The 22,439-nt window shown below is 70.8% G+C and carries 20 protein-coding genes; 12 read left to right on the forward strand and 8 right to left on the reverse strand.

Annotated features, from left to right (window positions below):
* Positions 1-21 precede the first annotated feature (21 nt).
* Complete coding sequence (locus tag BUQ68_RS01720) at positions 22-714, reverse strand: ABC transporter ATP-binding protein (protein WP_425349483.1); 693 nt, start codon at positions 712-714, stop codon at positions 22-24.
* Between the two features lie 292 nt (positions 715-1,006).
* Here BUQ68_RS01720 and BUQ68_RS01725 point away from each other — a divergent pair, with 292 nt between their 5' ends.
* Together BUQ68_RS01725 and BUQ68_RS01730 are read left to right on the forward strand one after the other, a co-directional pair.
* Positions 1,007-1,594, forward strand: coding sequence for an arylesterase (locus tag BUQ68_RS01725; protein ID WP_083656161.1), 588 nt, complete (start codon positions 1,007-1,009; stop codon positions 1,592-1,594).
* 115 nt (positions 1,595-1,709) lie between these two features.
* A complete protein-coding gene (locus BUQ68_RS01730) occupies positions 1,710-2,762 on the forward strand; it encodes an aldo/keto reductase (protein WP_075214189.1) in 1,053 nt (350 codons plus the stop codon).
* A gap of 253 nt (positions 2,763-3,015) precedes the next feature.
* Here the strand turns inward: BUQ68_RS01730 and BUQ68_RS01735 are convergent, their stop codons facing one another.
* The gene (locus BUQ68_RS01735; RefSeq protein WP_075214190.1) at positions 3,016-4,047 is read right to left on the reverse strand and encodes an aspartate-semialdehyde dehydrogenase; all 1,032 of its coding nucleotides are present in this window, start codon (positions 4,045-4,047) and stop codon (positions 3,016-3,018) included.
* 462 nt (positions 4,048-4,509) lie between these two features.
* Here BUQ68_RS01735 and BUQ68_RS01740 point away from each other — a divergent pair, with 462 nt between their 5' ends.
* Entirely contained in the window at positions 4,510-4,911 is a 402-nt protein-coding gene (locus BUQ68_RS01740) for a hypothetical protein (protein ID WP_075214191.1), read from the forward strand.
* Positions 4,912-5,009: 98 nt separating this feature from the next.
* Here the strand turns inward: BUQ68_RS01740 and acnA are convergent, their stop codons facing one another.
* Complete coding sequence (gene acnA, locus BUQ68_RS01745; RefSeq protein WP_075214192.1) at positions 5,010-7,685, reverse strand: aconitate hydratase AcnA; 2,676 nt, start codon at positions 7,683-7,685, stop codon at positions 5,010-5,012.
* Between the two features lie 359 nt (positions 7,686-8,044).
* On the opposite strand from acnA, the gene ccmA reads away from it, so the two are divergent.
* The 6 genes from ccmA (at position 8,045) to chrA (ending at position 12,580) form a co-directional block, all read left to right on the forward strand.
* Positions 8,045-8,791 (forward strand): heme ABC exporter ATP-binding protein CcmA, encoded by a 747-nt coding sequence (gene ccmA / locus BUQ68_RS01750; protein ID WP_075214193.1) that lies wholly within the window; start codon positions 8,045-8,047, stop codon positions 8,789-8,791.
* 5 nt (positions 8,792-8,796) lie between these two features.
* Positions 8,797-9,456: a heme exporter protein CcmB gene (gene ccmB / locus BUQ68_RS01755; protein WP_075214194.1), complete on the forward strand. Its 660-nt coding sequence runs from the start codon at positions 8,797-8,799 to the stop codon at positions 9,454-9,456.
* Between the two features lie 138 nt (positions 9,457-9,594).
* Positions 9,595-10,329, forward strand: coding sequence for a heme ABC transporter permease (locus BUQ68_RS01760; RefSeq protein WP_075214195.1), 735 nt, complete (start codon positions 9,595-9,597; stop codon positions 10,327-10,329).
* Positions 10,329-10,526 carry a heme exporter protein CcmD gene (gene ccmD, locus BUQ68_RS01765; RefSeq protein ID WP_075214196.1) on the forward strand — a complete coding sequence of 66 codons (198 nt, stop codon included), beginning with the start codon at positions 10,329-10,331 and terminating at the stop codon, positions 10,524-10,526. Before BUQ68_RS01760 ends, ccmD begins: the two co-directional genes overlap by 1 nt.
* Positions 10,523-11,161 (forward strand): DsbE family thiol:disulfide interchange protein, encoded by a 639-nt coding sequence (locus BUQ68_RS01770; RefSeq protein ID WP_075214197.1) that lies wholly within the window; start codon positions 10,523-10,525, stop codon positions 11,159-11,161. Before ccmD ends, BUQ68_RS01770 begins: the two co-directional genes overlap by 4 nt.
* 87 nt (positions 11,162-11,248) lie before the next feature.
* Positions 11,249-12,580, forward strand: a complete 1,332-nt coding sequence (chrA, locus tag BUQ68_RS01775) for a chromate efflux transporter (protein ID WP_075214198.1) — start codon at positions 11,249-11,251, stop codon at positions 12,578-12,580.
* 41 nt (positions 12,581-12,621) lie between these two features.
* Here the strand turns inward: chrA and BUQ68_RS01780 are convergent, their stop codons facing one another.
* A complete protein-coding gene (locus tag BUQ68_RS01780) occupies positions 12,622-13,293 on the reverse strand; it encodes a YggS family pyridoxal phosphate-dependent enzyme (protein ID WP_075214199.1) in 672 nt (223 codons plus the stop codon).
* A 262-nt stretch (positions 13,294-13,555) separates the two neighbouring features.
* Here BUQ68_RS01780 and leuS point away from each other — a divergent pair, with 262 nt between their 5' ends.
* From leuS to holA, 3 genes are read left to right on the forward strand one after another with little or no spacing between them, the layout of a single operon-like run.
* Positions 13,556-16,177: a leucine--tRNA ligase gene (gene leuS, locus BUQ68_RS01785; RefSeq protein WP_075214200.1), complete on the forward strand. Its 2,622-nt coding sequence runs from the start codon at positions 13,556-13,558 to the stop codon at positions 16,175-16,177.
* The gene (gene lptE / locus BUQ68_RS01790; protein ID WP_075214201.1) at positions 16,164-16,745 is read left to right on the forward strand and encodes an LPS assembly lipoprotein LptE; all 582 of its coding nucleotides are present in this window, start codon (positions 16,164-16,166) and stop codon (positions 16,743-16,745) included. Before leuS ends, lptE begins: the two co-directional genes overlap by 14 nt.
* A gap of 6 nt (positions 16,746-16,751) precedes the next feature.
* Positions 16,752-17,795, forward strand: a complete 1,044-nt coding sequence (holA, locus tag BUQ68_RS01795; protein ID WP_075214202.1) for a DNA polymerase III subunit delta — start codon at positions 16,752-16,754, stop codon at positions 17,793-17,795.
* A gap of 217 nt (positions 17,796-18,012) precedes the next feature.
* Here the strand turns inward: holA and BUQ68_RS01800 are convergent, their stop codons facing one another.
* Genes BUQ68_RS01800 through mnmG form a run of 4 tightly spaced genes read right to left on the reverse strand, consistent with a single transcriptional unit; the run spans position 18,013 to position 22,376 of the window.
* Positions 18,013-18,897 (reverse strand): ParB/RepB/Spo0J family partition protein, encoded by an 885-nt coding sequence (locus BUQ68_RS01800; RefSeq protein WP_075214203.1) that lies wholly within the window; start codon positions 18,895-18,897, stop codon positions 18,013-18,015.
* A 43-nt stretch (positions 18,898-18,940) separates the two neighbouring features.
* The gene (locus BUQ68_RS01805; RefSeq protein WP_075214204.1) at positions 18,941-19,774 is read right to left on the reverse strand and encodes a ParA family protein; all 834 of its coding nucleotides are present in this window, start codon (positions 19,772-19,774) and stop codon (positions 18,941-18,943) included.
* Positions 19,775-19,818: 44 nt separating this feature from the next.
* Positions 19,819-20,469 carry a 16S rRNA (guanine(527)-N(7))-methyltransferase RsmG gene (gene rsmG / locus BUQ68_RS01810; protein ID WP_075214205.1) on the reverse strand — a complete coding sequence of 217 codons (651 nt, stop codon included), beginning with the start codon at positions 20,467-20,469 and terminating at the stop codon, positions 19,819-19,821.
* The gene (gene mnmG / locus BUQ68_RS01815) at positions 20,466-22,376 is read right to left on the reverse strand and encodes a tRNA uridine-5-carboxymethylaminomethyl(34) synthesis enzyme MnmG (RefSeq protein ID WP_075214206.1); all 1,911 of its coding nucleotides are present in this window, start codon (positions 22,374-22,376) and stop codon (positions 20,466-20,468) included. Before mnmG ends, rsmG begins: the two co-directional genes overlap by 4 nt.
* Positions 22,377-22,439 lie beyond the last annotated feature (63 nt).

Genomic DNA, 22,439 nt, shown 5'->3' on the forward strand with positions numbered 1-22,439 from the left:
CCGCTCGGGCGGCCGGGATGGTCAGAGGGGCGCGGGGGCGGAGGCGGGCGCGTTCGTCCGGACCGCGGCGGTCGCCACGTCCTCCACGATCGCGCCGGAGCGCATGGAGATGCGCCGGTCGCAGCGGTCGGCCAGACTCTTGTCGTGGGTCACCAGAACGAGCGTGGCGCCGCGCCGGGCGCGCGCCTCGAACATCAGCCGGATGATCTCGGCGCCGGTCTCCGCGTCGAGGTTGCCGGTCGGCTCGTCGGCGATCAGGATGGAGGGCTCCGGCGCCAGCGCCCGGGCGATCGCCACCCGCTGCTGCTCGCCGCCGGAGAGCTCCGCCGGATGGTGGTTCAGCCGGTGGCCGAGGCCGACCGCCGTCAGCTCCGCCTCCGCCCGCTCGAAGGCGTCGCGCCGGCCGGCGAGTTCCAGCGGCACCGCCACGTTTTCCAGCGCCGTCATGGTGGGCATCAGGTGGAAGGACTGGAACACGATGCCGACGGACCGGCCGCGGAACAGGGCGAGGCCATCCTCGTCCAGCCGCTCCAGGCTCTCGCCCGCCACGGTGATCGTGCCGCTGTCGGCCCGCTCCAGGCCGGCCAGCACCATCAGGAGCGTCGACTTGCCCGACCCCGACGGCCCGACGATGCCGACGCTCTGGCCGGTCGGGATGGTCAGCGACAGGGACTTCAGGATGTGCACCCGGGCCGCGCCTGTCCCGAGGCTCAAATCGACGTGTTCAAGGCTGATCGCTGGTTTCGCCACGGTTTGGAGCCCTATATGAAACGGCCGGCTCGAACGGGCTGGCCAAGGGAGGGGGCGTCACGCCGGAACGGCGCCGCGGGGCCAGCCGTCGGGTGCGGGCCACCGGTCGCCCCGGCGAGGACGCAAGGTCGATCCTAGGACATACGCGGCAACGCGGAAACGACGAGGTCAAAAGCCCGTGAGAAGTGTAACGGTCCGTATCCGCGCCCTCCTGGCGCTGGCCGCCCTCCTGCTGGCCCCCCATCTGGCGCCCCTCATGGTGACAGCCGCCGCCGCCGAGCCCATCCGCCTCGTCGCCTTCGGCGACAGCCTGACGGCCGGCTACGGCCTCGGCCCGAAGGACGCCTTCCCGGTCAAGCTGGAGGCGGCGCTGCGCGCCCGCGGCCACGACGTGACGGTGGCGAACGCCGGCGTGTCCGGCGACACGGTGGCGGCCGGTCTCGCCCGGGTGGACTGGACCTTCTCCGAACCCTACGACGGCGTCATCGTGGAGCTCGGCGCCAACGACGCCCTCCGCGGTCTCGATCCCGCCCGCACCCGCGCCGACTTCGACCGGCTGGTCGGCCAGATCGCCGAGAAGGACATCCCCATCCTGATCGCCGGCATGCTGGCACCACCCAACCTCGGCGAGGACTACGGCCGCGCCTTCAACGGCATCTTCCCGGACATCGCCGCCAAGTACGACGCGCTCCTCTATCCCTTCTTCCTCGACGGGGTGGTGGCCGACCGCCGGCTCAACCAGCCGGACGGCATCCACCCGACCGCCGAGGGGATCGACATCATCGTGGCGCGCATCCTGCCGAGCGTGGAAGCGCTTCTGGAACGGATCCGCGCCGAGGGCTGATTTCACGCCAGAAGGGGGACGGCCGGCGCGACCGCGCGACGCTTGCGCCCGCCGGTCGCCGCGCTATGGTGCGCTGCACAGTCCGCACGCTCCCGCACGCGAAGGCAGTCCGCCCATGGAATTCCGCCGGCTCGGCCGCACCGATCTCACCGTCAGCACCATCTGCCTCGGCACCATGACCTTCGGCGAGCAGAACACCGAGGCCGAGGGCCACGCCCAGCTCGACCGGGCCGTCGACTTCGGCATCAATTTCATCGACACCGCCGAGCTCTACGCGATCCCGCCGCGCAAGGAGACCCAGGGCCGGACCGAGGAGATCATCGGCACCTGGCTCGCCGGCCGTCCCGACCGGGACAAGCTGGTGATCGCCACCAAGGTCGTGGGCCGCACCGTCAACACCTGGTTCCGCGACGACGGATCGCCCGGCCGGCTCACCCGGCGCCAGATCACCGAGGCGGTGGAGAAGTCGCTGCGGCGCCTCTGCACCGACGTGATCGACCTCTATCAGGTGCACTGGCCCGACCGGGAGGTGTCCCAGTGGGGCACCAACCCGACCCGCTTCAAGCCCTTCACGCCGGCCGCCGACGAGGCGCCGATCGAGGAGACGCTCGCGGTCTTCGCCGACCTGGTGGCCGCCGGCAAGATTCGCCACGTGGGCCTTTCCAACGAAAGCCCGTACGGCACCATGCAATGGCTGTTCGGAGCGGAGAAGGGGATCGGCCCGCGCGTGCAGTCGATCCAGAACGCCTACAATCTCCTCAACCGCACCTTCGAGACGGGTCTGGCCGAGATTGCGCAGCGCGAGGACGTGGGGCTCCTCGCCTATTCGCCGCTGGCGCAAGGCTATCTCACCGGCAAGTACCAGGGCGGCGCGCTGCCGAAGGGCAGCCGCAAGCAGCTGTTCAACCGGCTGCAGCGCTACGAACTGCCCGGCGCGGCGGAGGCGGTCGACGCCTACCTGTCCGTCGCCCGCGATTTCGGCGTCCACCCGGTCGCCTTCGCCAACGCCTTCGTGATTGCCCAGCCCTTCGTGACCGCCTCCATCATCGGCGCCACGTCTCTTCCCCAGCTGGAGGAAAACCTCGCCGCCGCGTCCGTCACCTGGACCGAGGAGATGCAGCGCCGGGTCGACGAGATCCACCAGCTCCACGGCAACCCGGCCCCTTGAGGCGGGCGAGGGGAGGCCGCACCGGATTTGGGGTGGCCTCTCCGTCATCCCCGGGACGTCACCCCGGCGAACGCCGGGGCCCAACCGTCGGTGCCATCATCCGCAACGGTGCCGAAGCCCCGCCGTCGTCTGGATCCCGGCGTTCGCCGGGATGACGGTCGGGGGCAGCGCCCGACGGTTGACGCCGCCTCCCCGTCCCACGGCTCCATCGTCATGGTCCGCTTCAGGCCGACCATCCACGCTTTCCTAACCCTTACGCCGCCGCCTTGGCCTTCAGGAGCTTGCGGTTCACCAGAACCTCGGCGATCTGCACCGCGTTGAGGGCCGCGCCCTTGCGCAGGTTGTCGGAGACCACCCACATGGAGAGGCCGTTCTCCACCGTGATGTCCTCGCGGATGCGGCTGATGTAGGTGGCGTCCTCGCCGGTCGCCTCGTAGGGCGTGATGTAGCCGCCGGGCTCGCGCTTGTCGATCACGAGGCAGCCGGGCGCCTCGCGCAGGATGGAGCGGGCCTCGTCGGCGGAGATCGGGTGCTCGAACTCGATGTTCACCGCCTCGGAATGGGAGACGAACACCGGCACGCGCACACAGGTGGCGGTCAGCTTGATCTTGGGGTCGAGGATCTTCTTGGTCTCGGCCACCATCTTCCACTCTTCCTTCGTGTACCCGTCCTCCATGAACACGTCGATCTGGGGGATCAGGTTGAAGGCAATGCGCTTGGGGAACTTGGAAGCTTCCACCGGATCGGACACGAACACCGCGCGGGTCTGGGTGAAGAGCTCGTCCATGGCATCCTTGCCGGCGCCGGAAACCGACTGGTAGGTGGCCACCACCACGCGGGTGATCGTCGCCTTGTCGTGCAGCGGCTTCAGCGCGACGACGAGCTGGGCGGTCGAGCAGTTCGGGTTGGCGATGATGTTCTTCTTGCGGAAGCCCGCCACCGCGTCGGCGTTCACCTCCGGCACCACCAGCGGCACGTCCGGGTCCATGCGGAAGGCCGACGAGTTGTCGATCACCACGCAGCCCATGGCGGCGATCTTCGGCGACCACTCCTTGGAGATGGTGCCGCCGGCCGACATCAGGCAGATGTCGACGCTGGAGAAGTCGAAGGTGTCGAGCGCCTTCACCTTCAGCGTCCGGTCGCCGTAGGAGACCTCCTGGCCCTGGCTGCGACGGGAGGCGATGGCGATCACCTCGTCGGCGGGAAAGCCCCGCTCGTCGAGGATGGCGAGCATTTCTCGGCCCACGTTGCCCGTGGCACCGACGACGGCGACCTTGTAACCCATTGTGGCTGACCCTTGATCTGTTCCGTCCCCCCGCTCGGCTCCGGCCGCCTCGAAGGGGCGCCCCCTGAGGGGGCCCGGAGGCTCGCCGCCGCCCCCTCGAACCCCGAGGAGGACAGGCGGGGAGCGAGAGGGTCGATCACGTCGTGGTCGTGGTTTTCGTCCCCGTCGTCAGCCCGCGCGCCGGCGACCGTCGCGCGGACGGCAGGGCGGCGTGGATGCGGGGGGCGGCACAAGACGACATCGACCGGACAACCTCTCGAATGGCGACGTTCTTCAAGGATCGGGCCGATGAAGTCAAGCAGAAGCCGCCACCCTTCGGCAAAGCACGGACGGCTCAACAGCCGGTGAACGAAGTGTTGGCGTGGAACGTCAACTTCGCCGGGTCGTTTCAAACCGGTATTGGCGTCTGCGCGCTATCCTACCTGTCGCAACAGCGGCCAGACCGGCCACGCGGAAAGCCCCATGGACCCGTCCTTCGCCCAGCCCCTCGCGCTCCTCCTCTGCGCGGTCGCCTTCTTCGGAACGCTCGCGTCGGCCACCGCGATCGGCGTGCTGAAAGGCGCGCTGCGCACCGCGTCCGTGCCCATGTCGGAGACCGCCGATCCGATGATGGCGATCCGCGGCCTGCACATGACCATGATGGTCGCCTGGATGGGCTTCTCCGGCTGGCGCTTCGGGATCGCGGTGCTGGCCGTGCACCTCCTCGCCGCCTTCCAGTTCTCCCGGCTTCAGACCGGCCGCGTGCTCGGCGCCGAGGCCATGCGCCGCTACGGTGTCGACGCGGTCGCCCGCGCCACCCTGGCGGCGCCCGCCGTCCTCGCCATCGGCGCCATGGCCATCTACGCGGCCGGCCGCCCGGGCTGAGGCGCACGCCGGCCAGGATCCGCACCGGAAACGACACCGGCCGGCGGGTCGCCCCGCCGGCCGGTGTCGTTCGTCGCGATCGCTCGGCGAGCCTTGCCTCAGGCGGCGAGGCTGCGCAGCACGTATTGCAGGATGCCGCCGTTCTTGAAGTAGTCGAGCTCGTCCAGCGTATCGATGCGGCAGAGGAGCTGGACCGACTTGGTCGACCCGTCCGCGAACGTGATCTCCGCCGTCAGCATCTCGCGCGGCTTCACGGTCTCGATGCCCCGGATGGTGACGGTCTCGTCGCCCTTGAGGCCGAGGGTCTGCCAGCTCTCGCCGTCCTTGAAGGTCAGCGGCACGATGCCCATGCCGACGAGGTTGGACCGGTGGATGCGCTCGAACGACTGGGCGATCACGGCCTTCACGCCAAGAAGATAGGTGCCCTTCGCCGCCCAGTCGCGGGACGAGCCGGTGCCGTATTCCTTGCCGGCGAAGACGACCAGCGGCACGCCCTCGTCCTTGTACGTCATGGCGGCGTCGTAGATCGGCAGCTGGGTCGCGTCCGGATAGTGCACCGTCACGCCGCCTTCCACGCCCGGCACCATCTGGTTCTTGATGCGGATGTTGGCGAAGGTGCCGCGCATCATGACTTCGTGGTTGCCGCGCCGGGTGCCGTACTGGTTGAAGTCCGCCGGCTTGACGCCGTTGTCGACCAGATACTTGCCCGCCGGGCTCGCCGCCTTGATGGAGCCGGCCGGCGAGATGTGGTCGGTGGTGATCGAATCGAGGAAGAGACCGAGCACGCGCGCGCCGTGGATGTCGCTCACGTCGCCGGGCTTGCGGCCCATGCCGACGAAGTAGGGCGGGTTCTGCACATAGGTCGAGCCCTCGTCCCACGCATAGGTGAGACCGGCCGCCACCGAGATGGCCTGCCAGTTGGCGTCGCCCTTGAAGACGTCCGCGTACTTCTTCTCGAAGATCTCCTTGGTGACGTTCTGCCGGATGAACTCGGCGATCTCCTTGGAGGAGGGCCAGATGTCCTTCAGATAGACCGGCTGGCCGTCCGAACCCGTGCCGAGCGGCTCGGTGGCAAGGTCGATCTGCATGGAGCCGGCGAGCGCGTAGGCGACCACCAGCGGCGGCGAGGCGAGGTAGTTCGCCCGCACGTCCGGGTTCACGCGGCCCTCGAAGTTGCGGTTGCCCGAGAGCACCGCCGCGGCCACCAGGTCGGCGGCGTTGATGGTCTTGGAGATCGCCTCCGGCAGCGGGCCGGAGTTGCCGATGCAGGTGGTGCAGCCGAAGCCGACGAGGTTGAAGCCGAGCGCGTCGAGGTCGCCCTGCAGGCCGGCCTTCTCCAGATACTCGGCCACCACCTGGGACCCCGGCGCCAGGGAGGTCTTCACCCACGGCTTGGAGGTGAGGCCCTTGGCGACCGCGTTGCGGGCGAGAAGGCCCGCGCCGATCATCACGCTCGGGTTGGAGGTGTTGGTGCAGGAGGTGATCGCCGCGATCACCACGTCGCCGTGGCCGAGGTCGAAGTCGGTGCCGGCGACGAGGCTGCGCTCGGCGGCGTCGGTCTTCTTGAACTCGGTCTCCAGGCTCTTCAGGAAGCCGGCCTTGGCCTCCTTCAGAAGCACCCGGTCCTGCGGCCGCTTCGGGCCGGCCAGCGACGGCTCCACGTCGCCGAGGTCGAGGGCGAGGGTGGAGGTGAACACCGGGTCTTCCGCGTCCGGCGTCAGCCACAGACCCTGGGCCTTGGCATAGGCCTCCACAAGCGCCACCCGGGCCGGGTCGCGGTTGGTGTCGGCGAGGAAGCGCACGGTCTCCGCGTCGGTCGGGAAGAAGCCGCAGGTGGCGCCATACTCCGGCGCCATGTTGCCGATGGTGGCGCGGTCCTCAAGGCTCATGTTGGCGATGCCGGGGCCGTAGAACTCCACGAACCGGCCGACCACGCCGTGCTTGCGCAGCATCTCGGTGACGGTCAGCACCAGGTCGGTCGCCGTCACGCCCTCCTTCAGCTTGCCGGTCAGCTTGAAGCCGACCACTTCCGGGATCAGCATGGAGAGGGGCTGGCCCAGCATGGCGGCCTCCGCCTCGATGCCGCCGACGCCCCAGCCGAGCACCGCCATGCCGTTCACCATGGTGGTGTGGCTGTCGGTGCCGACGAGCGTGTCCGGATAGGCGACCTCCGCGCCGTCCTCCATGCGGGTCCAGACGGTCTGCGCCAGGTATTCCAGGTTCACCTGGTGGCAGATGCCGGTGCCGGGCGGCACCACGCGGAAGTTGTCGAACGCCTGGGCGCCCCAACGCAGGAAGCGGTAGCGCTCGCCGTTGCGCTCGTATTCCAGCTCCACGTTGCGGTCGAACGCCTTCGGAGTGCCGAACTCGTCGACGATCACCGAGTGGTCGATGACGAGGTCGACGGGCACCAGGGGGTTGATCTTCTGCGGGTCGCCGCCGAGGGCCGTCATGGCGTCGCGCATGGCGGCGAGGTCGACCACCGCCGGCACGCCGGTGAAGTCCTGCATCAGCACCCGGGCCGGCCGGAAGGCGATCTCGCGGGTGGACTTGCGGGTCACCATCCACTCGGCCACCGCGCGGATGTCGTCCGCCGTCACGGTGCGGCCGTCCTCGAACCGCAGGAGGTTCTCAAGCAGCACCTTCAGCGAGAAGGGCAGCCGGGAAATGCCGGCAAGGCCGTTCTTCTCGGCTTCGGTCAGGCTGAAGGTGACGTAGGTCTTGTCTCCTACGGTCAGCTCCTTGCGGCAGTGAAAGCTGTCGAGCGACGACATCGGCGGTAGGTCCCTCGTTGTTGGGACGGCATCGACCGCGAAGGGGAACGGTGGGGACGGGCGCCCGAAGGCGGGCACGCCGCACCTGCCGGTCCGCTCCACCGGCCAGCCCCGCGTTTTTCGCGGTGCATGCGTGCCGTCAGGGCGGATTTGATTGACGTTTACGTAAGGGCCAGGACGCGACCCTCCATGAACTCGCGGGCGTTATAGAGATATTCGTAGCACGTGACTAGGATGACGAAAGACTCTAAATCGGACTCCTGATGCAGCGCGGCAAGGCTCGCGCAAGGCCGTTCCGGCCGTGCGTCGCCACGATCGCACCTGGACCGAACCAGGACCGAAAAGGACCGCTCCGCTCCTTGCCCCCGCGCCCCGAACCCGATCCCGTCACCGGTCCCGCTCCGCGCTTCCGGCCGCTGCCGCCGGTCCGCCTCGTCGTCGACGACCTGGTGGTGGAGCGCGGCGGCCGGCGCGTGCTCGACGGGGTCGGCCTGACGCTCGGCCCCGGCGAGGCCCTGCTCCTCACCGGGCCGAACGGCGTCGGCAAGTCGACGCTGATCCGCGCCCTCTTCGGCCTCGTGCGGCCGGAGGCGGGGCGCATCCGCCTGGAGGGGCCGGACGTGGAGGAGCCGGACGAGGTGGCGCCGCGCTGCCACTATCTCGGCCACCGGGACGCGCTGAAGACGGCCCTGACGGTCGCGGAAAACCTCGCCTTCTGGCGCCGCTTCCTCGGCGATCCCGGCCTCGAGGTCGACGCGGCCCTCGACCGGGTCGGCCTTCTCGATCTGTCCGACCTGCCCGCCGCCTATCTCTCCGCCGGCCAGCGCCGCCGGCTCGCCATCGCCCGGCTGATCGCGGTGCGCCGGCCGATCTGGCTCCTGGACGAGCCGACCGCCGCCCTCGACGCCGCCTCGGAGGCGACCCTCCTCGCCCTGATGGCGGCGCATCTGGCCGCCGGCGGCTCGCTTCTTGCCGCCACCCACCTGGCGCTGCCCCTTTCCGGCGCCCGCCGGCTGGCCCTCACCCCCGCCGACGTCGACGCGGGCTTCGATCCGGACCAGCCGGAAATCCCGCCCGCCGCGCCCGCCCGGGTGCCCCGGCCATGAGCGCCATGCTGGCCCTTTATGTGCGCGAGGTGCGGCTCGCCGTCCGCGTCGGCGGCGGCGCCCTCATGGGCGTGCTCTTCTTCCTGATCGTGGTCTCCGTCATTCCGTTCGCGGTCGGGCCGGACCTCAACCTTCTCTCCCGCCTCGGCCCGGCCGTGCTGTGGATCGGCGCGCTCCTTGCCACGCTCCTCGGCCTCGACCGCCTGTTCGAGGCCGACCGGGACGACGGCGCCCTCGACCTCATCGCCGGCTCCGGCCAGCCGCTGGAACTGGTGGCGCTCGTCAAGGCGCTCGCCCACTGGACGGCGACCGGCCTGCCGCTGGTGCTCGCGGCGCCGCTCTTCTCGCTTTTCCTCGCCATGACGCCGGAGACCATCGGCTCGACCATGCTGACGCTCCTCGTCGGCACGCCGGCGCTCACCTTCCTCGGCTCCATCGGGGCGGGCCTCACCGTGTCGCTCCGCCGGGGCGGGCTCCTGGTGCCCATCCTGATCCTGCCCTTCTGCATCCCGGTGCTGATCTTCGGCGTCTCCGCCTCCACCGCCGTGCAGTTCGACCCGGCGGCCTTCCACACGCCCTTCTATCTCCTCTGCGCCGTTTCCCTGGTGGCGGCCGTCACCGGACCGATCGCGGCGGCGGCGGCGCTCCGCGGCGGTCTCGACTGAGCCGGCCTCCATAGCGCGACATGGCGGGTCTGGCGAACACCGGATGGAGAGGCGGTTCGCCGCAGGCGGCCGCCGAAAATCCGCCCAGGTGGTCGCCCTTCATTGCGCCGAAATGGGAGCCGGACTAGATAGATCACCATGGCCCTCTCGATCACCGCCCTCGCCAACCCCACCCGCTTCCTCGGTCTCGTGGACCGGGCCGTGCCCTGGCTCGCCGGGTTGACGGCGGTGCTCTTCGCCGTCGGGCTCGTGCTCACGGCCCAGTCGCCCGCCGACTACCAGCAGGGCGAGACGGTGAAGATCATGTACATCCACGTGCCCGCCGCGTGGCTCTCCATGTTCACCTACGGCCTGATGACGGTCTCCGCCCTCGGCACGCTCGTCTGGCGCCACCCGCTCGCCGACGTCAGCGCCAAGGCGGCCGCCCCCATCGGCGCCGCCTTCACCTTCCTCGCCCTCGTCACCGGCTCGCTCTGGGGCAAGCCCATGTGGGGCACCTGGTGGGTGTGGGACGCCCGGCTGACGTCCGTGCTCGTCCTCTTCATCATGTATCTCGGCCTGATCGCCCTCTGGCGCACCATCGAGGACCCGAGCCGCGCCGCCCGCCCGGCCGCCGTGCTCATCCTGGTCGGCTCGGTGAACCTCCCCATCATCAAGTTCTCGGTCGACTGGTGGAACACCCTGCACCAGCCGGCGTCCGTCTTCCGCATGGACGGGCCGACCATCGACGGCTCCATGCTGACGCCGCTTCTGGTCATGGCGCTCGCCTTCACGCTCCTGATGCTCACGCTCCACCTGCTCGCCATGCGCAACGAGGTGCTCCGCCGGCGGGTGCGCGCCATCGGCCTCGTCACCGCCGGAGGCGCCCGCTGATGCTGACCGATCTCCTCGGCCCCCACGCGGGCTTCATCGTCGCCTCCTACGGGCTGACCGCCCTGGTGATCGCCGGCCTGATCGCCTGGGTTCTCGTCGATCACGGCGCGCAGAAGCGGCAGCTCGCGGCGTTGGAGTCCCGCGGCGTCCGCCGCCGCTCCGCCGCCCGGACCCTCGATCCGGAGGGCGCCGCATGAGCCCGCCGCGCGAGCCGTCCCCGACCGCCGCCGACAACGGGACCCCGCCGGCCACCCCCCGGCGCTCGATCCCGATCTGGGCCTTTCTGCCGGTCCTCCTCTTCGCGGCGCTCGCCACGCTCTTCTACGTGCGCCTCTACGCGGGCGATCCGTCCCAGCTGCCTTCGGCCCTCATCGGCCAGCCGGTGCCGGCCTTCACGCTGCCGCCGGTGGACGGGCTCACCGCCGGCGGTGAGCCGGTTCCGGGGCTCGCCGCCGCAGACCTTTCCGGCGGCGTCACCGTGGTCAACGTCTGGGCCTCCTGGTGCGGCCCCTGCCGGGCCGAGCACCCGCTCCTGATGGATCTGGCGGCGGACGACCGGTTCCGCCTCGTCGGCCTCAACTACAAGGACAGCCCGGCCAACGCGACGCGCTTCCTCAACGCCCTCGGCAACCCCTTCTCGGCCGTCGGTGCCGACCAGAGCGGCCGGGTCGGCATCGACTGGGGGGTCTATGGTGTGCCGGAGACCTTCGTGGTCGGGGCCGACGGCACCATCGCCTACAAGCACGTGGGTCCGCTCGATCCGGACAGCCTCGCCAACCGGCTGATGCCGGCGATCGACGCGGCGCTCGCCGCCGCCCGTCCCGCCAGCTGACGAAGGTCCGCGCCGCGCGCCCTATCGTGCCGTCACGTCCGATGGCATACCATCCGCGCGCCGCCCTAACCGGATGCCGCCCGCCCGATGACCGTCGCCGCTCCGCCGTCCGCCGTCCCGCTCGCCCCGCCGCCGACGCTCGGCGCCCTTGCCGGCGTGTTCGCCCGCGTCGGCCTCCTCGGCTTCGGCGGTCCGGCCGGACAGATCGCCCTCATGCACCGCATGATCGTCGACGAGCGCGGCTGGCTCACCGAGCGGCGCTACCTCGCCGCGCTCAACTACTGCATGCTGCTGCCCGGCCCCGAGGCCCAGCAGCTCGCCACCTACGTGGGCTGGCACCTGCACGGGGTGCGTGGCGGCCTCGTCGCCGGCACGCTCTTCCTCCTGCCCGGCTTCGTGCTCATCACGGCCATCGCCGCCGTCTACGCCGCGGTCGGCGAGACGCCGCTGGTGGAGGCGCTCTTCCTCGGCCTCAAGGCCGCCGTGCTCGCCATCGTGGTGGAGGCGCTGATCCGGATCGGCCGGCGGGCACTCACCACGCGGCTCGCCCTCGGCCTTGCGGCCGCCGCCTTCCTGGCCATCTTCGTCTTCCGGATTCCGTTTCCGCTGGTCATCCTCGCCGCCGCGCTGATCGGCGCCGTGGCCGGCCGGGGCACGCCCCGCGCCCTCGACACCGGGGATCCGCCGCGCCCGCGGGGCGCCGCCGGCACGGTCGCGACCGCCGCCACCTGGATCGCCGTCTGGGCCTTTCTGCCGGTCCTCGTCGCGCTGGTCACCGGCCTCGACGGCACCTTCGCCCGGCTCGGCGCCTTCTTCTCCTCGCTCGCCGTCGTCACCTTCGGCGGCGCCTATGCGGCGCTCGCCTACGTGGCCCAGGCGGCGGTCGAAACCTACGGCTGGCTCACCGCGCCGGAGATGCTGGACGCCCTCGCCATGGCGGAGACGACCCCCGGTCCGCTGGTGCTGGTGCTCGTCTTCATCGGCTATCTCGCCGGCTTCCGCGAACCCGGCGGGCTCGATCCGACGGTCGGCGGGCTCCTCGGCGCGCTCGTCACCGCCTGGGTCACCTTCGTGCCGTCCTTCCTGTGGATCTTCGTCGGCGCCCCCCACGTGGAGCGCATCCTCGCCTCGCCCCGGCTCGGCGCCGCGCTCTCGGCGGTGACGGCGGCGGTCACCGGCGTGATCCTCAACCTCACGGTCTGGTTCACTCTCAACGTGCTCTTCACCCGGGTGGAGACGGTGGCCGTCGGCCCGCTCGCCCTGACGGTGCCCGACCCGGCCAGCCTCGACGTCACGGCTCTCGGCCTTGCCCTCGTCGCCGCCGTCCTGGTGTTCCAGGTGAAGGCCGGCCTTGCCGTCACCCTCGGCGCCTCGGCCGCCCTCGGCCTCCTCGTCACCTACGGCCCCAAACTCTTCTGAGCCCGACTTTCTAAAGCTGCTCCGGGACCCCGTCCGACCCGTCAGGCCTGGGAGGGTCGCCCGCCGAAGATGGCGCTGCCCACCCGCACGTGGGTGGCGCCGTGGCGGATCGCCGTCTCGAAGTCCGCCGACATGCCCATGGACCGGCCTGGAACGCCGGCCCGCGCGGCGAGCTCGTCGAGGAGCGCGAAGTGGAGCGAGGGATTGTCGTCCACCGGCGGGATGCACATCAGCCCCTCGATGGCGAGCCCGTGCACCGTCCGGCAGCGCTCCACGAAGGCGACCGCCTCGGCCGGCGCGATGCCGGCCTTCTGGGCCTCCTCGCCGGTGTTGACCTGGACGAAGAGCCGCGGCCGGCGGTCCTGGCGGGCCATCTCGCTGGCGAGCGCCGCGGCGATCTTGTCCCGGTCCACCGTGTGGATCACGTCGAAGAGGGCCACCGCCTCGCGCGCCTTGTTGGACTGCAGCGGCCCGATCAGGTGCACTTCGAGGCCCGGTGTCTCGGCGCGGAGGATCGGAAACTTGGCGTCCGCCTCCTGCACCCGGTTCTCACCGAACACCCTCTGCCCGGCCGCGATCACCGGGCGGATCTCCTCCACCCCGAAGGTCTTCGACACGGCGATCAGCGTCACGCTCCCGGCCGGCCGGCCGGCATCCCGTTCGGCGGTGGCGATGCGGTCCTTGATGGCGGCGAGGGCGGCGGCGGATGACATGGGAACTCCTCAAGCGTCCGCCGACCTGACCCGGCCGGGTCACCCGCTGTCAAGTCTCGGCCTGTCGCAGCGGGTCTTCAGCCTGTCGCACCGGCTCTTCAGCCGGTCGCAGCGGCTCTGCGGCATTGACCGGCCAGTGCATTTCTGGTGATGGTCTGGCACCCTCTCATGCGCGGGTTCATGGCCGGGCAGGCCATGACCGGGGCCGCCGCACCGGCGCGGAACCCGGCATCCCACTGACCAGGACGTACGAAGCGAACCCATGGCGACCGAGCGCTACAACGCCCGCGAGGCGGAAGCCCGCTGGCAGACCGTGTGGACCGAAGGCAAGGTCTACCAGACGCCGAACGACGACCCGCGGCCGAAATACTACGTCCTTGAGATGTTCCCCTATCCGTCCGGGCGCATCCACATGGGCCACGTGCGCAACTATTCCATGGGCGACGTGGTGGCCCGCTTCAAGCGCGCCAAGGGTTTCAACGTCCTGCATCCCATGGGCTGGGACGCCTTCGGCATGCCGGCCGAGAACGCCGCCATGCAGAACAAGGTCCATCCGAAGAGCTGGACCTACCAGAACATCGCCACCATGCGCGGCCAGCTGCAGTCCATGGGCCTGTCGCTCGACTGGAGCCGCGAGTTCGCCACCTGCGACGTGGAATACTACACCCGCCAGCAGCACCTCTTCCTGGATTTCCTCGCCGCCGGCCTTGTCACCCGCCGCCAGTCCAAGGTGAACTGGGACCCGGTGGACATGACCGTGCTCGCCAACGAGCAGGTGATCGACGGCCGCGGCTGGCGCTCCGGCGCCCTTGTGGAGCAGCGCGAGCTGACCCAGTGGTTCCTGAAGATCACCGACTACGCGGAGGATCTCCTCACCGCGCTCGACGGCCTCGACCGCTGGCCGGAGAAGGTGCGCACCATGCAGCGCAACTGGATCGGCCGCTCGGAGGGCCTGCGGATCCGCTTCGCGCTCGCCGGCAACGGCGCGCCGGAGAGCGCCCGCACCGTGGAGGTCTTCACCACCCGGCCGGACACGCTGTTCGGCATGAGCTTCCTCGCCCTCTCGCCGGACCATCCGGTGACGAAGATGCTCGCCGCCGACAACCCGGATCTCGCCGCCTTCGTGGACGAGTGCCACCGCATGGGCACCTCCGTCGCCGCCCTGGAGACGGCGGAGAAGAAGGGCTTCGACACCGGCCTCAAGGTCGTGCACCCGTTCACCGGGGACATGCACCCGGTCTATGTGGCCAACTTCGTGCTGATGGACTACGGCACCGGCGCCCTCTTCGGCTGCCCGGCCCACGACCAGCGCGACCACGACTTCGCGTCCAAGTACGGCCTGCCCATTCACCCCGTGGTGGTGCCGGAGGGGGTCGATGCGGCCGGCTTCTCGGTCGCCGACGCGCCCTTCCTCGACGACGGCCGCATCGTCAACTCCGCCTTCCTCGACGGCCTCTCGGTCGGCGAGGCCAAGGAGGCCGTCGCCCGCCGGCTGGAGGCCGTCACCCTCGACGGAGCGCCCGCCGCCGCGCGCCAGGTGAACTATCGCCTGCGCGACTGGGGCATCTCGCGCCAGCGCTACTGGGGCTGCCCCATCCCGGTCATCCACTGCGAGACCTGCGGCGTGGTGCCGGTGCCGAAGGCCGACCTGCCGGTCGCGCTGCCGGACGACGTGGAGTTCGACCGTCCGGGCAACCCGCTCGACCGGCATCCCACCTGGCGCCACGTGGCCTGCCCCGCCTGCCGCGAGCCCGCCCGGCGGGAGACGGACACCATGGACACCTTCGTGGACAGCTCCTGGTACTTCGCCCGCTTCACCGCCCCGGACGCGGACGATCCGACCATCCCGGCGGTGGCCGACGCTTGGCTGCCGGTGGACCAGTATATCGGCGGCATCGAGCACGCCATCCTGCACCTCCTCTATTCGCGCTTCTTCACCCGCGCCATGCGGGCGACCGGCCATGTGAACCTCGACGAGCCGTTCCGCGGCCTCTTCACCCAGGGCATGGTGGTGCACGAGACCTACCGCGGTCCGGACGGCGCCTGGGTGTCGCCGGCGGACGTGCGCTTCGAGGAGACGGACGACGGCCGCAAGGCCTTCCTGGCGACGACCGGCGCGCCGGTCGTCATCGGGTCGATCGAGAAGATGTCGAAGTCCAAGAAGAACACCGTGGACCCGACCGACATCATCGAGAGCTACGGCGCCGACACGGCCCGCTGGTTCATGCTGTCGGACTCGCCGCCGGAACGGGACGTGGAGTGGACCGACGCGGGCGCGCAGGGCACCAACCGCTTCTTGCAGCGGGTCTGGCGCCTCGTCACCGAAGCCGCCCGCGACCTGCCGGCCGCGTCCCCCGCCGGGGCGCCGAGCGCCGAGGCGACCGCCATCCTGAAGGCCGCCCACAAGGCGCTCGCGGCCGTGGACGAGGCGATCGAGGGCCTGCGCTTCAACGTGGCACTCGCCAAGATCTACGAGCTCGTCAACACGCTCGGCTCCGCCTTCGCCAACGACAAGCCGCGCTTTGCCGCCGACGCCAGCTTCACGGCCGCCTTCCGCGAGGCGCTCGGCATCCTCGTCCAGGTGATGGCGCCGATGACGCCGCATCTGGCCGAGGAGTGCTGGCAGGCGCTCGGCCGCGACGGCCTCGTCGCCAACACCCCCTGGCCGGCGGTCGACCCGTCGCTCCTCGTGGAGGACGAGCTGACGCTGCCCGTGCAGGTGAACGGCAAGAAGCGCGCCGACGTCACCGTTCCCCGGGACGCGGACGCCGCCACGGTGGAGGCCGCCGCCCTCGCGCTCGAGGCCGTCATCAAGGCGCTCGACGGCAAGCCGCCGCGAAAGGTCATCGTCGTGCCCCAGAGGATCGTCAATGTCGTCGCCTGACCAAGGTCCCGCCCGCCCCGCCGGACGGCGGACGGCCGCCATCCTCCTCGGCCTTGCGGTCGCCGTTTCCGGCTGCCAGGTCCGGCCGCTCTACGCCCCCACGGCGACGGGCGCCGGAGCCGACAGCACGGTCGTCGCCGAACTTTCCGCGATCGGCATCGAGCCGCTTCGCGACCGGCTCGGCCAGAGCCTCGTCAACGAGCTGATCTTCGCCCTGCGGGGCGGCGCCGCGCTCACCGACCCGCGCTACCGGCTGCGGCTGATCGTGACCAGCCGCAAGTCCGAGCTCGCCATCCAGGAGTTCGAGGACGTGCCGACGGCGAACCTCATCGCCGTCACCGCCTCCTATACCCTGACGGAGACGCGCACCGGGCGGGTCGTCACCACCGGCACCACCTACACCACCGCGTCCTACGACTTCTCGTCCCAGCGCTTCGCCAACCTCCGGGCCGAGCGCGACGCGGAGGACCGCGCCGCCAAGGCCGCCGCCGAGGACATCCGCACGCGCCTCGCCGCGGTCCTCGCCACCGCACCCCCGCCCGCACCCCCGACCGCCTCGGGCACCTGACGGCCCATGGTCGCCCCCAAGGCCCAGGACATCGACCGGATCGTCGCCCGCCCCCCGGCGGGCGTCGGCTTCTACCTCGTCTACGGCCCGGACAGCGGCCTCGTCGCCGAGCGCGCCGCCGCGATCGCCGCCAAGAGCGCGGACGCGGCCGACCCCTTCTCGCTGATCCGGCTGGACGCCGCCCAGATCGCCCAGGACCCGAGCCGGCTTGCCGACGAGGCCTACGCGGTCTCCATGTTCGGCGGCCGGCGCGCCATCCTGATCCGGGAAGCCGGATCGCGCCCGACCGTCGCCACGGCGGTGACCGCCCTGATGAAGACGCCGCCGGCCGAGACGGTCGTGGTGCTGGAGGCGGGCGACCTGAAGAAGAGCCACGCCCTCCGGACCCTCTTCGAGCGCGACAAGACCGCCTACGCCTTGCCCTGCTACGTGGACGACGACGCCGCCATCGGCCGGCTGATCGAGCAGGAGACCCGCGAGGCGGGCCTTGCCATCGACGCGGACGCCCGCGCCGCCCTCCTCGCCCATCTCGGCGGCGACCGGCTGGTCACCCGGGGCGAGGTTCAGAAGCTCTGCCTTTACGCGCTCGGCCGCGACCGCATCACCCTCGACGACGTGGAGGCGCTGATCGGCGACAGCTCCGGCATCGGCGCCGACGAGGTGGTGGACCACGCCGCGACCGGCGATCTGCCCGGTCTGGTGGCGGCGCTCACCCGGGCCGCCCACGAGGGCGTGGAGGCGGGCACCATCGCCCAGACCGCCCTTCGCACCTTCCAGATGCTCGACGATGCCCGCGGCGACGTGGACGGCGGCCGCCGACCCGAGGACGTGGTGGACGGCCTCCGGCCGCCGCTCTTCTTCAAGCGGAAGGGCAAGGTCGCCGCCGCCCTCCGCCTCTGGACCGCCGCCCGCCTGGAGCGCGCCCTCGCGCTCGTCGCCGACACCGTCCGCGACGCCCGCCTCAACCCGGTCCTTGCCCGCGAAATCGTCGGCGACACCCTCATTACCCTCGCCCGCGTCGCCCACCAGGCCAAGGGCCGCGACCGGTAGCGGGGTTGCCCGGCGCTAAGGAAAGCGTGGGTGGTCCGCCTCCGCGGATCATGACGACGGTGGAGCGAGACGAGCCGGTTTGCCGAAATCCCGCGACCTCGTTGCCGTCATGATCCGCGCAGGCGGACCACCCACGCATTGATCTCCCCCCACCCCCCAACGCAAAACGGCCCACCTCCCGGCGGGCCGTTCCCCCTTGCTACTCCCCAACCGGCCCTTACCCGCCGATCAGCCGCCGGGTCACCTCTTCCAGCTGCTCCAGGCTCTGGTACCGGATCCGCACCTCGCCGGAGCCGTTCGGCTTGTGGCTGATCTCCACCTTGAGGCCGAGCGCGTCGAGGATCTGCTGCTCCAGCGCCTTGGTGTCGGCGTCCTTCTCCGGCTTCGGCGCCTTGGCCCGACCCTTCGTCTCCACCATCGTCGACTGGGCGAGGCTTTCGGCGGAGCGGACCGTCAGGCCCTCGTCCACGATCTTGCGGGCGAGGCCTTCCGGATCCGGCGCCGAGACGAGCGCGCGGGCATGGCCGGCGGTCAACTGACCATCGATCAGATACTGGCGCACGGGTTCGGGCAGCTTCAGGAGACGCAGCGTGTTGGCCACGTGGCTGCGGCTCTTGCCGATCACCTGGGCGAGATCGTTCTGCGTGTAGGCGAAGTCGGCGATCAGCTGGTCGTAGCCGTAGGCTTCTTCCAGCGGGTTGAGGTCCTGCCGCTGCACGTTCTCGATGATGGCGATCTCCAGCGCCTCCTTGTCGTTCACCTCGTGGATGACGACGGGGATTTCGTGGATGCCGGCCTTCTGGGCCGCCCGCCAGCGCCGTTCGCCGGCGATCAGCTCGTAGTAGTTGCCGCTCCCCGCGGCCGGGCGGACCACCACCGGCTGGATCACGCCGTGCTGGCGGATTGAACCGGCCAGCTCGTCGAGCTCCTCCTCGCGGAACAGCCGGCGCGGATTCTTCGGGTTGGCCTTGATCAGGTCGATGGGCACCTTGCGGGTGCCGCGAACCCGCTCCACCACCTCGAACTCGGAGCTCGCATCGCCGATCAGCGCTGCCAGCCCGCGCCCGAGACGCCGCCGTCCGGTTTCGTCCGTCATCGTCATAGGGGGGTCTCTTCTGGTCCAAACCGTTGCGGGAAGCCGGTCGTCAGGCCGCGTTGGCGGCCCGGAGGCGGCGTTCCCGCTGGATGATCTCGGAGGCGAGCTTCAGGTAGGCCTGGCTGCCGCTGCACTTCAGGTCGTAGAGAAGCGCCGGCTTGCCGTAGGACGGCGCTTCGGACACCCGCACATTGCGCGGGATGATGGTCTCGTAGACCGTCTCGCCCATGTGCGAGCGCACGTCGCTCACCACCTGGCCGGAGAGGTTGTTGCGGCTGTCGTACATGGTCAAGACGATGCCGTGGATGGTGAGGTCCGGGTTCAGCGAGCGCTTCACCTGCTCCACCGTCTGGAGCAGCTGGCTGAGACCCTCCAGAGCAAAGAACTCGCACTGGAGCGGCACCAGGATGGAGTTGGCCGCCGACATGGCGTTGACGGTCAGAAGGTTCAGGGACGGCGGGCAGTCCACCAGGATGTAGGTGAAGCGCTTCATCGTGCCGGTGGTGTCGGCAAGCGCCCGCTCCGTGTGCGCCTTGATGGCGTGGCGCAGGCGGAAGGCGCGGTCGCCTTCACGGGCGATCTCCAGCTCCACGCCGAGATTGTCGAGGGTGGAGGGCGCCACGGTCAGCCGGGGCACCACGGTCTCCACCAGCGCCTCGTCGAGGCGCGCGTCCCCGACGAGGACGTCGTAGGTGGAGACGTCGCGGGCCTTGCGGTCGATGCCGAGGCCCGTGGAGGCGTTGCCCTGCGGGTCGAGATCGACGATGAGCACTTCTTCGCCGATCGCCGCCAGGGCGGTTCCGAGATTGATGGCGGTGGTCGTCTTGCCGACGCCGCCCTTCTGGTTGGCAAGCGCCAGGACACGCGGATGATCAGTGGTCATGGATGGCCTCTCGTCCCCGGCCGCCGGGACGTTTCGTCTCCGCATCAATCCCCGGCGCGGCGGCGCACGTGCGTCAGCACGGCGATCCGCCCGTCCGGTTCGATCCGGCTCTGATGTTCTAGCAGATCGAACGTCCAGGAATGAACGGCTGCGTTAACTTCGGATTCAAAATCCCGTCCTTTGTGGAAAACACCCCGCGCACCGGCCGAAAGCCAGGGTTCGGCGAGGCCGAGAAGCGCGTCGAGCGCCGCCAGCGCCCGCGCCGAGACCGCCTCCACGGGACCGTCGATTCGTTCCGCCGCCGACTCGATTCGCGCCACCACCACCTTGGCCGGCAGGCCGAGCTCGCGGATCACGGTCTGGAGGAAGGCGCCCTTGCGACCGTTGGATTCCACCAGCGTCACGCGCGAGCCCGGCCGCTCGGCGATCAGGATGGCCGTGACGAGCCCCGGGAAGCCCGCCCCGGAGCCGAGGTCCACCCACCGGTCGGCGTCCGGCGCGGCGAGATGCGCCTGCGCGCCGTCGGCCACATGGCGGCGCCAGATGTCCGGCAGCGTGGACGGCGCGATCAGGTTCTTGGCCGGCTGCCAGCGGCGGACGAGGCCCACGTACGCGACGAGCCGGTCGCGGGCGACGGCCGTCAGCGGCACGATCGCCTCCACGGCCGCAAGGCCCGCCGCGTCCTCCGCCGTCATGCCACACCCCGCGAGGGCGCGGCGTCGTCCGCCGTGCCGTCCGGCTCGCGCCCCGCCGCCGCCTTCCGCACATGGGCGAGCAGCAGCGTCACGGCCGCCGGCGTCACCCCGTCCACCCGCGCGGCCTGGCCGAGGGTCGCCGGCCGGGTCGCGGCGAGTTTCTGCCGCACCTCGTTGGAAAGACCCGGCACGGCGCCGTAGTCGAAGTCCGCCGGGATGCGGAGGCTCTCGTCGCGCCGGAAGGCCGCGATATCGGCCTCCTGGCGGCCGAGATAGACCGCGTAGAGCGCCTCGATCGACAGCGCCTCGCGTACCGGCGGCGGAATGCCGTCGAGCGCCGGCCAGATCGCCGCCAACCGCTCCAGCGTCACGTCCGGATAGGCGAGGAGGTCGTAGGCGCTTCGCCGCTGGCCGTCCTGGTTGAGGGTCAGCCCGTGGTCGGCCGCGCGGCTCGGCGTGATCGTCAGGCCGCGGGCAAGATCCCGCGCGGCATCGAGCGCCGCCATCTTCGCCCCGAAGGCGGCCGCGCGCGTCTCCCCCACGAGCCCGAGGGCGATGCCCCGGCCGGTCAGCCGCTGGTCCGCGTTGTCGGCGCGGAGCGTCAGGCGATACTCCGCCCGCGAGGTGAACATGCGGTAGGGCTCGGTGATGCCCTTGGTGACGAGGTCGTCGATCATCACGCCGAGATAGGCCTCCGACCGGTCGAACACCACGCCGTCCGCCCCGCCCGCCCGCCGGGCCGCGTTCAGCCCCGCCACCAGCCCTTGCGCCGCCGCCTCCTCGTAGCCGGTCGTCCCGTTGATTTGGCCGGCGAGGAAGAGGCCCGGCAGCGCCTTCGCCTCCAGGGTGGCGAAGAGGGCGCGCGGGTCCACGTGGTCGTACTCGATGGCATAGCCCGGCTGCAGGATCACCGCCCGCTCCAGCCCCGGAATGGTGCGCATGAAGTCCGCCTGCACGCTCTCCGGCAAGGAGGTGGAGATGCCGTTCGGGTAGACCACCGGCGTATCGAGCCCCTCCGGCTCCAGGAAGATCTGGTGCCCGTCCCGGTCGCCGAAGCGGACGATCTTGTCCTCGATGGACGGGCAGTAGCGCGGGCCGCGGCTCTCGATCCGGCCGGAATACATGGCCGAGCGGTGGATGTTGTCGCGGATCACCCGGTGGGTGGCGTCCGTGGTGCGCGTCACCCCGCAGGCGATCTGCGGCGTGGTGATCGCGGTCGTCAGCGTGGAGAAGGGCTCCGGCGTCTCGTCGCCCGGCTGCATCTCCAGCGACGCCCAGTCGATCGTCCGCCCGTCGAGCCGCGCCGGGGTTCCGGTCTTCAGCCGGCCGAGCGGCACCTTCAGCCGCGCCAGCGTCCGCGTCAGCCCGTAGGCCGGCGCCTCGCCCACCCGGCCGGCCGGAATGGTGCGGTCGCCCATGTGGATGAGCCCGCCGAGGAAGGTGCCGGTGGTCAGCACCACAGCCCCGGTCCGGATCCGGCACCCGTCCGCCATCGCCACCGCGGCGACCCGACCGTCCGCCACCACCAGATCGTCCGCCTCGCCCTCGATCACGTCGAGCCCGGCGCGGTCGCGGATCGCCGCCTGCATGGCCGCCCGGTAGAGCGACCGGTCGGCCTGGGCGCGCGGGCCGCGCACCGCCGGACCCTTCCGCCGATTGAGCAGGCGAAACTGGATGCCGGCCGCGTCCGCCACCCGGCCCATCAGGCCGTCGAGCGCGTCCACCTCCCGCACCAGGTGACCCTTGCCGAGCCCGCCGATGGCCGGATTGCAGGACATGACGCCCACCGTGTCGAACCGGTGGGTGACGAGCGCCGTCCGGGCGCCGAGCCGGGCGGCGGCGTGCGCCGCCTCGACGCCCGCGTGGCCGCCGCCGATGACGACCACGTCATAGGAGGGAGAAGACATGGGTCCGATCCGGAAAAGGAGAGGGCGCGACCGGCGCGCCATTGCGGCATTTTCTACAGGCAA

Source organism: Mongoliimonas terrestris, assembly GCF_001927285.1.
Taxonomy (GTDB): domain Bacteria; phylum Pseudomonadota; class Alphaproteobacteria; order Rhizobiales; family Pleomorphomonadaceae; genus Chthonobacter; species Chthonobacter terrestris.

Coding starts and splice junctions, on each gene's coding strand:
- BUQ68_RS01725 (WP_083656161.1), top strand. CDS start 1,007: ATGGTGACAGCCGCCGCCGCCGAGCCCATCCGCCTCGTCGCCTTCGGC.
- BUQ68_RS01730 (WP_075214189.1), top strand. CDS start 1,710: ATGGAATTCCGCCGGCTCGGCCGCACCGATCTCACCGTCAGCACCATC.
- BUQ68_RS01735 (WP_075214190.1), bottom strand. CDS start 4,047: ATGGGTTACAAGGTCGCCGTCGTCGGTGCCACGGGCAACGTGGGCCGA.
- BUQ68_RS01740 (WP_075214191.1), top strand. CDS start 4,510: ATGGACCCGTCCTTCGCCCAGCCCCTCGCGCTCCTCCTCTGCGCGGTC.
- acnA (WP_075214192.1), bottom strand. CDS start 7,685: ATGTCGTCGCTCGACAGCTTTCACTGCCGCAAGGAGCTGACCGTAGGA.
- ccmB (WP_075214194.1), top strand. CDS start 8,797: ATGCTGGCCCTTTATGTGCGCGAGGTGCGGCTCGCCGTCCGCGTCGGC.
- BUQ68_RS01760 (WP_075214195.1), top strand. CDS start 9,595: ATGGCCCTCTCGATCACCGCCCTCGCCAACCCCACCCGCTTCCTCGGT.
- ccmD (WP_075214196.1), top strand. CDS start 10,329: ATGCTGACCGATCTCCTCGGCCCCCACGCGGGCTTCATCGTCGCCTCC.
- BUQ68_RS01770 (WP_075214197.1), top strand. CDS start 10,523: ATGAGCCCGCCGCGCGAGCCGTCCCCGACCGCCGCCGACAACGGGACC.
- chrA (WP_075214198.1), top strand. CDS start 11,249: ATGACCGTCGCCGCTCCGCCGTCCGCCGTCCCGCTCGCCCCGCCGCCG.
- BUQ68_RS01780 (WP_075214199.1), bottom strand. CDS start 13,293: ATGTCATCCGCCGCCGCCCTCGCCGCCATCAAGGACCGCATCGCCACC.
- leuS (WP_075214200.1), top strand. CDS start 13,556: ATGGCGACCGAGCGCTACAACGCCCGCGAGGCGGAAGCCCGCTGGCAG.
- lptE (WP_075214201.1), top strand. CDS start 16,164: ATGTCGTCGCCTGACCAAGGTCCCGCCCGCCCCGCCGGACGGCGGACG.
- holA (WP_075214202.1), top strand. CDS start 16,752: ATGGTCGCCCCCAAGGCCCAGGACATCGACCGGATCGTCGCCCGCCCC.
- BUQ68_RS01800 (WP_075214203.1), bottom strand. CDS start 18,897: ATGACGATGACGGACGAAACCGGACGGCGGCGTCTCGGGCGCGGGCTG.
- BUQ68_RS01805 (WP_075214204.1), bottom strand. CDS start 19,774: ATGACCACTGATCATCCGCGTGTCCTGGCGCTTGCCAACCAGAAGGGC.
- rsmG (WP_075214205.1), bottom strand. CDS start 20,469: ATGACGGCGGAGGACGCGGCGGGCCTTGCGGCCGTGGAGGCGATCGTG.
- mnmG (WP_075214206.1), bottom strand. CDS start 22,376: ATGTCTTCTCCCTCCTATGACGTGGTCGTCATCGGCGGCGGCCACGCG.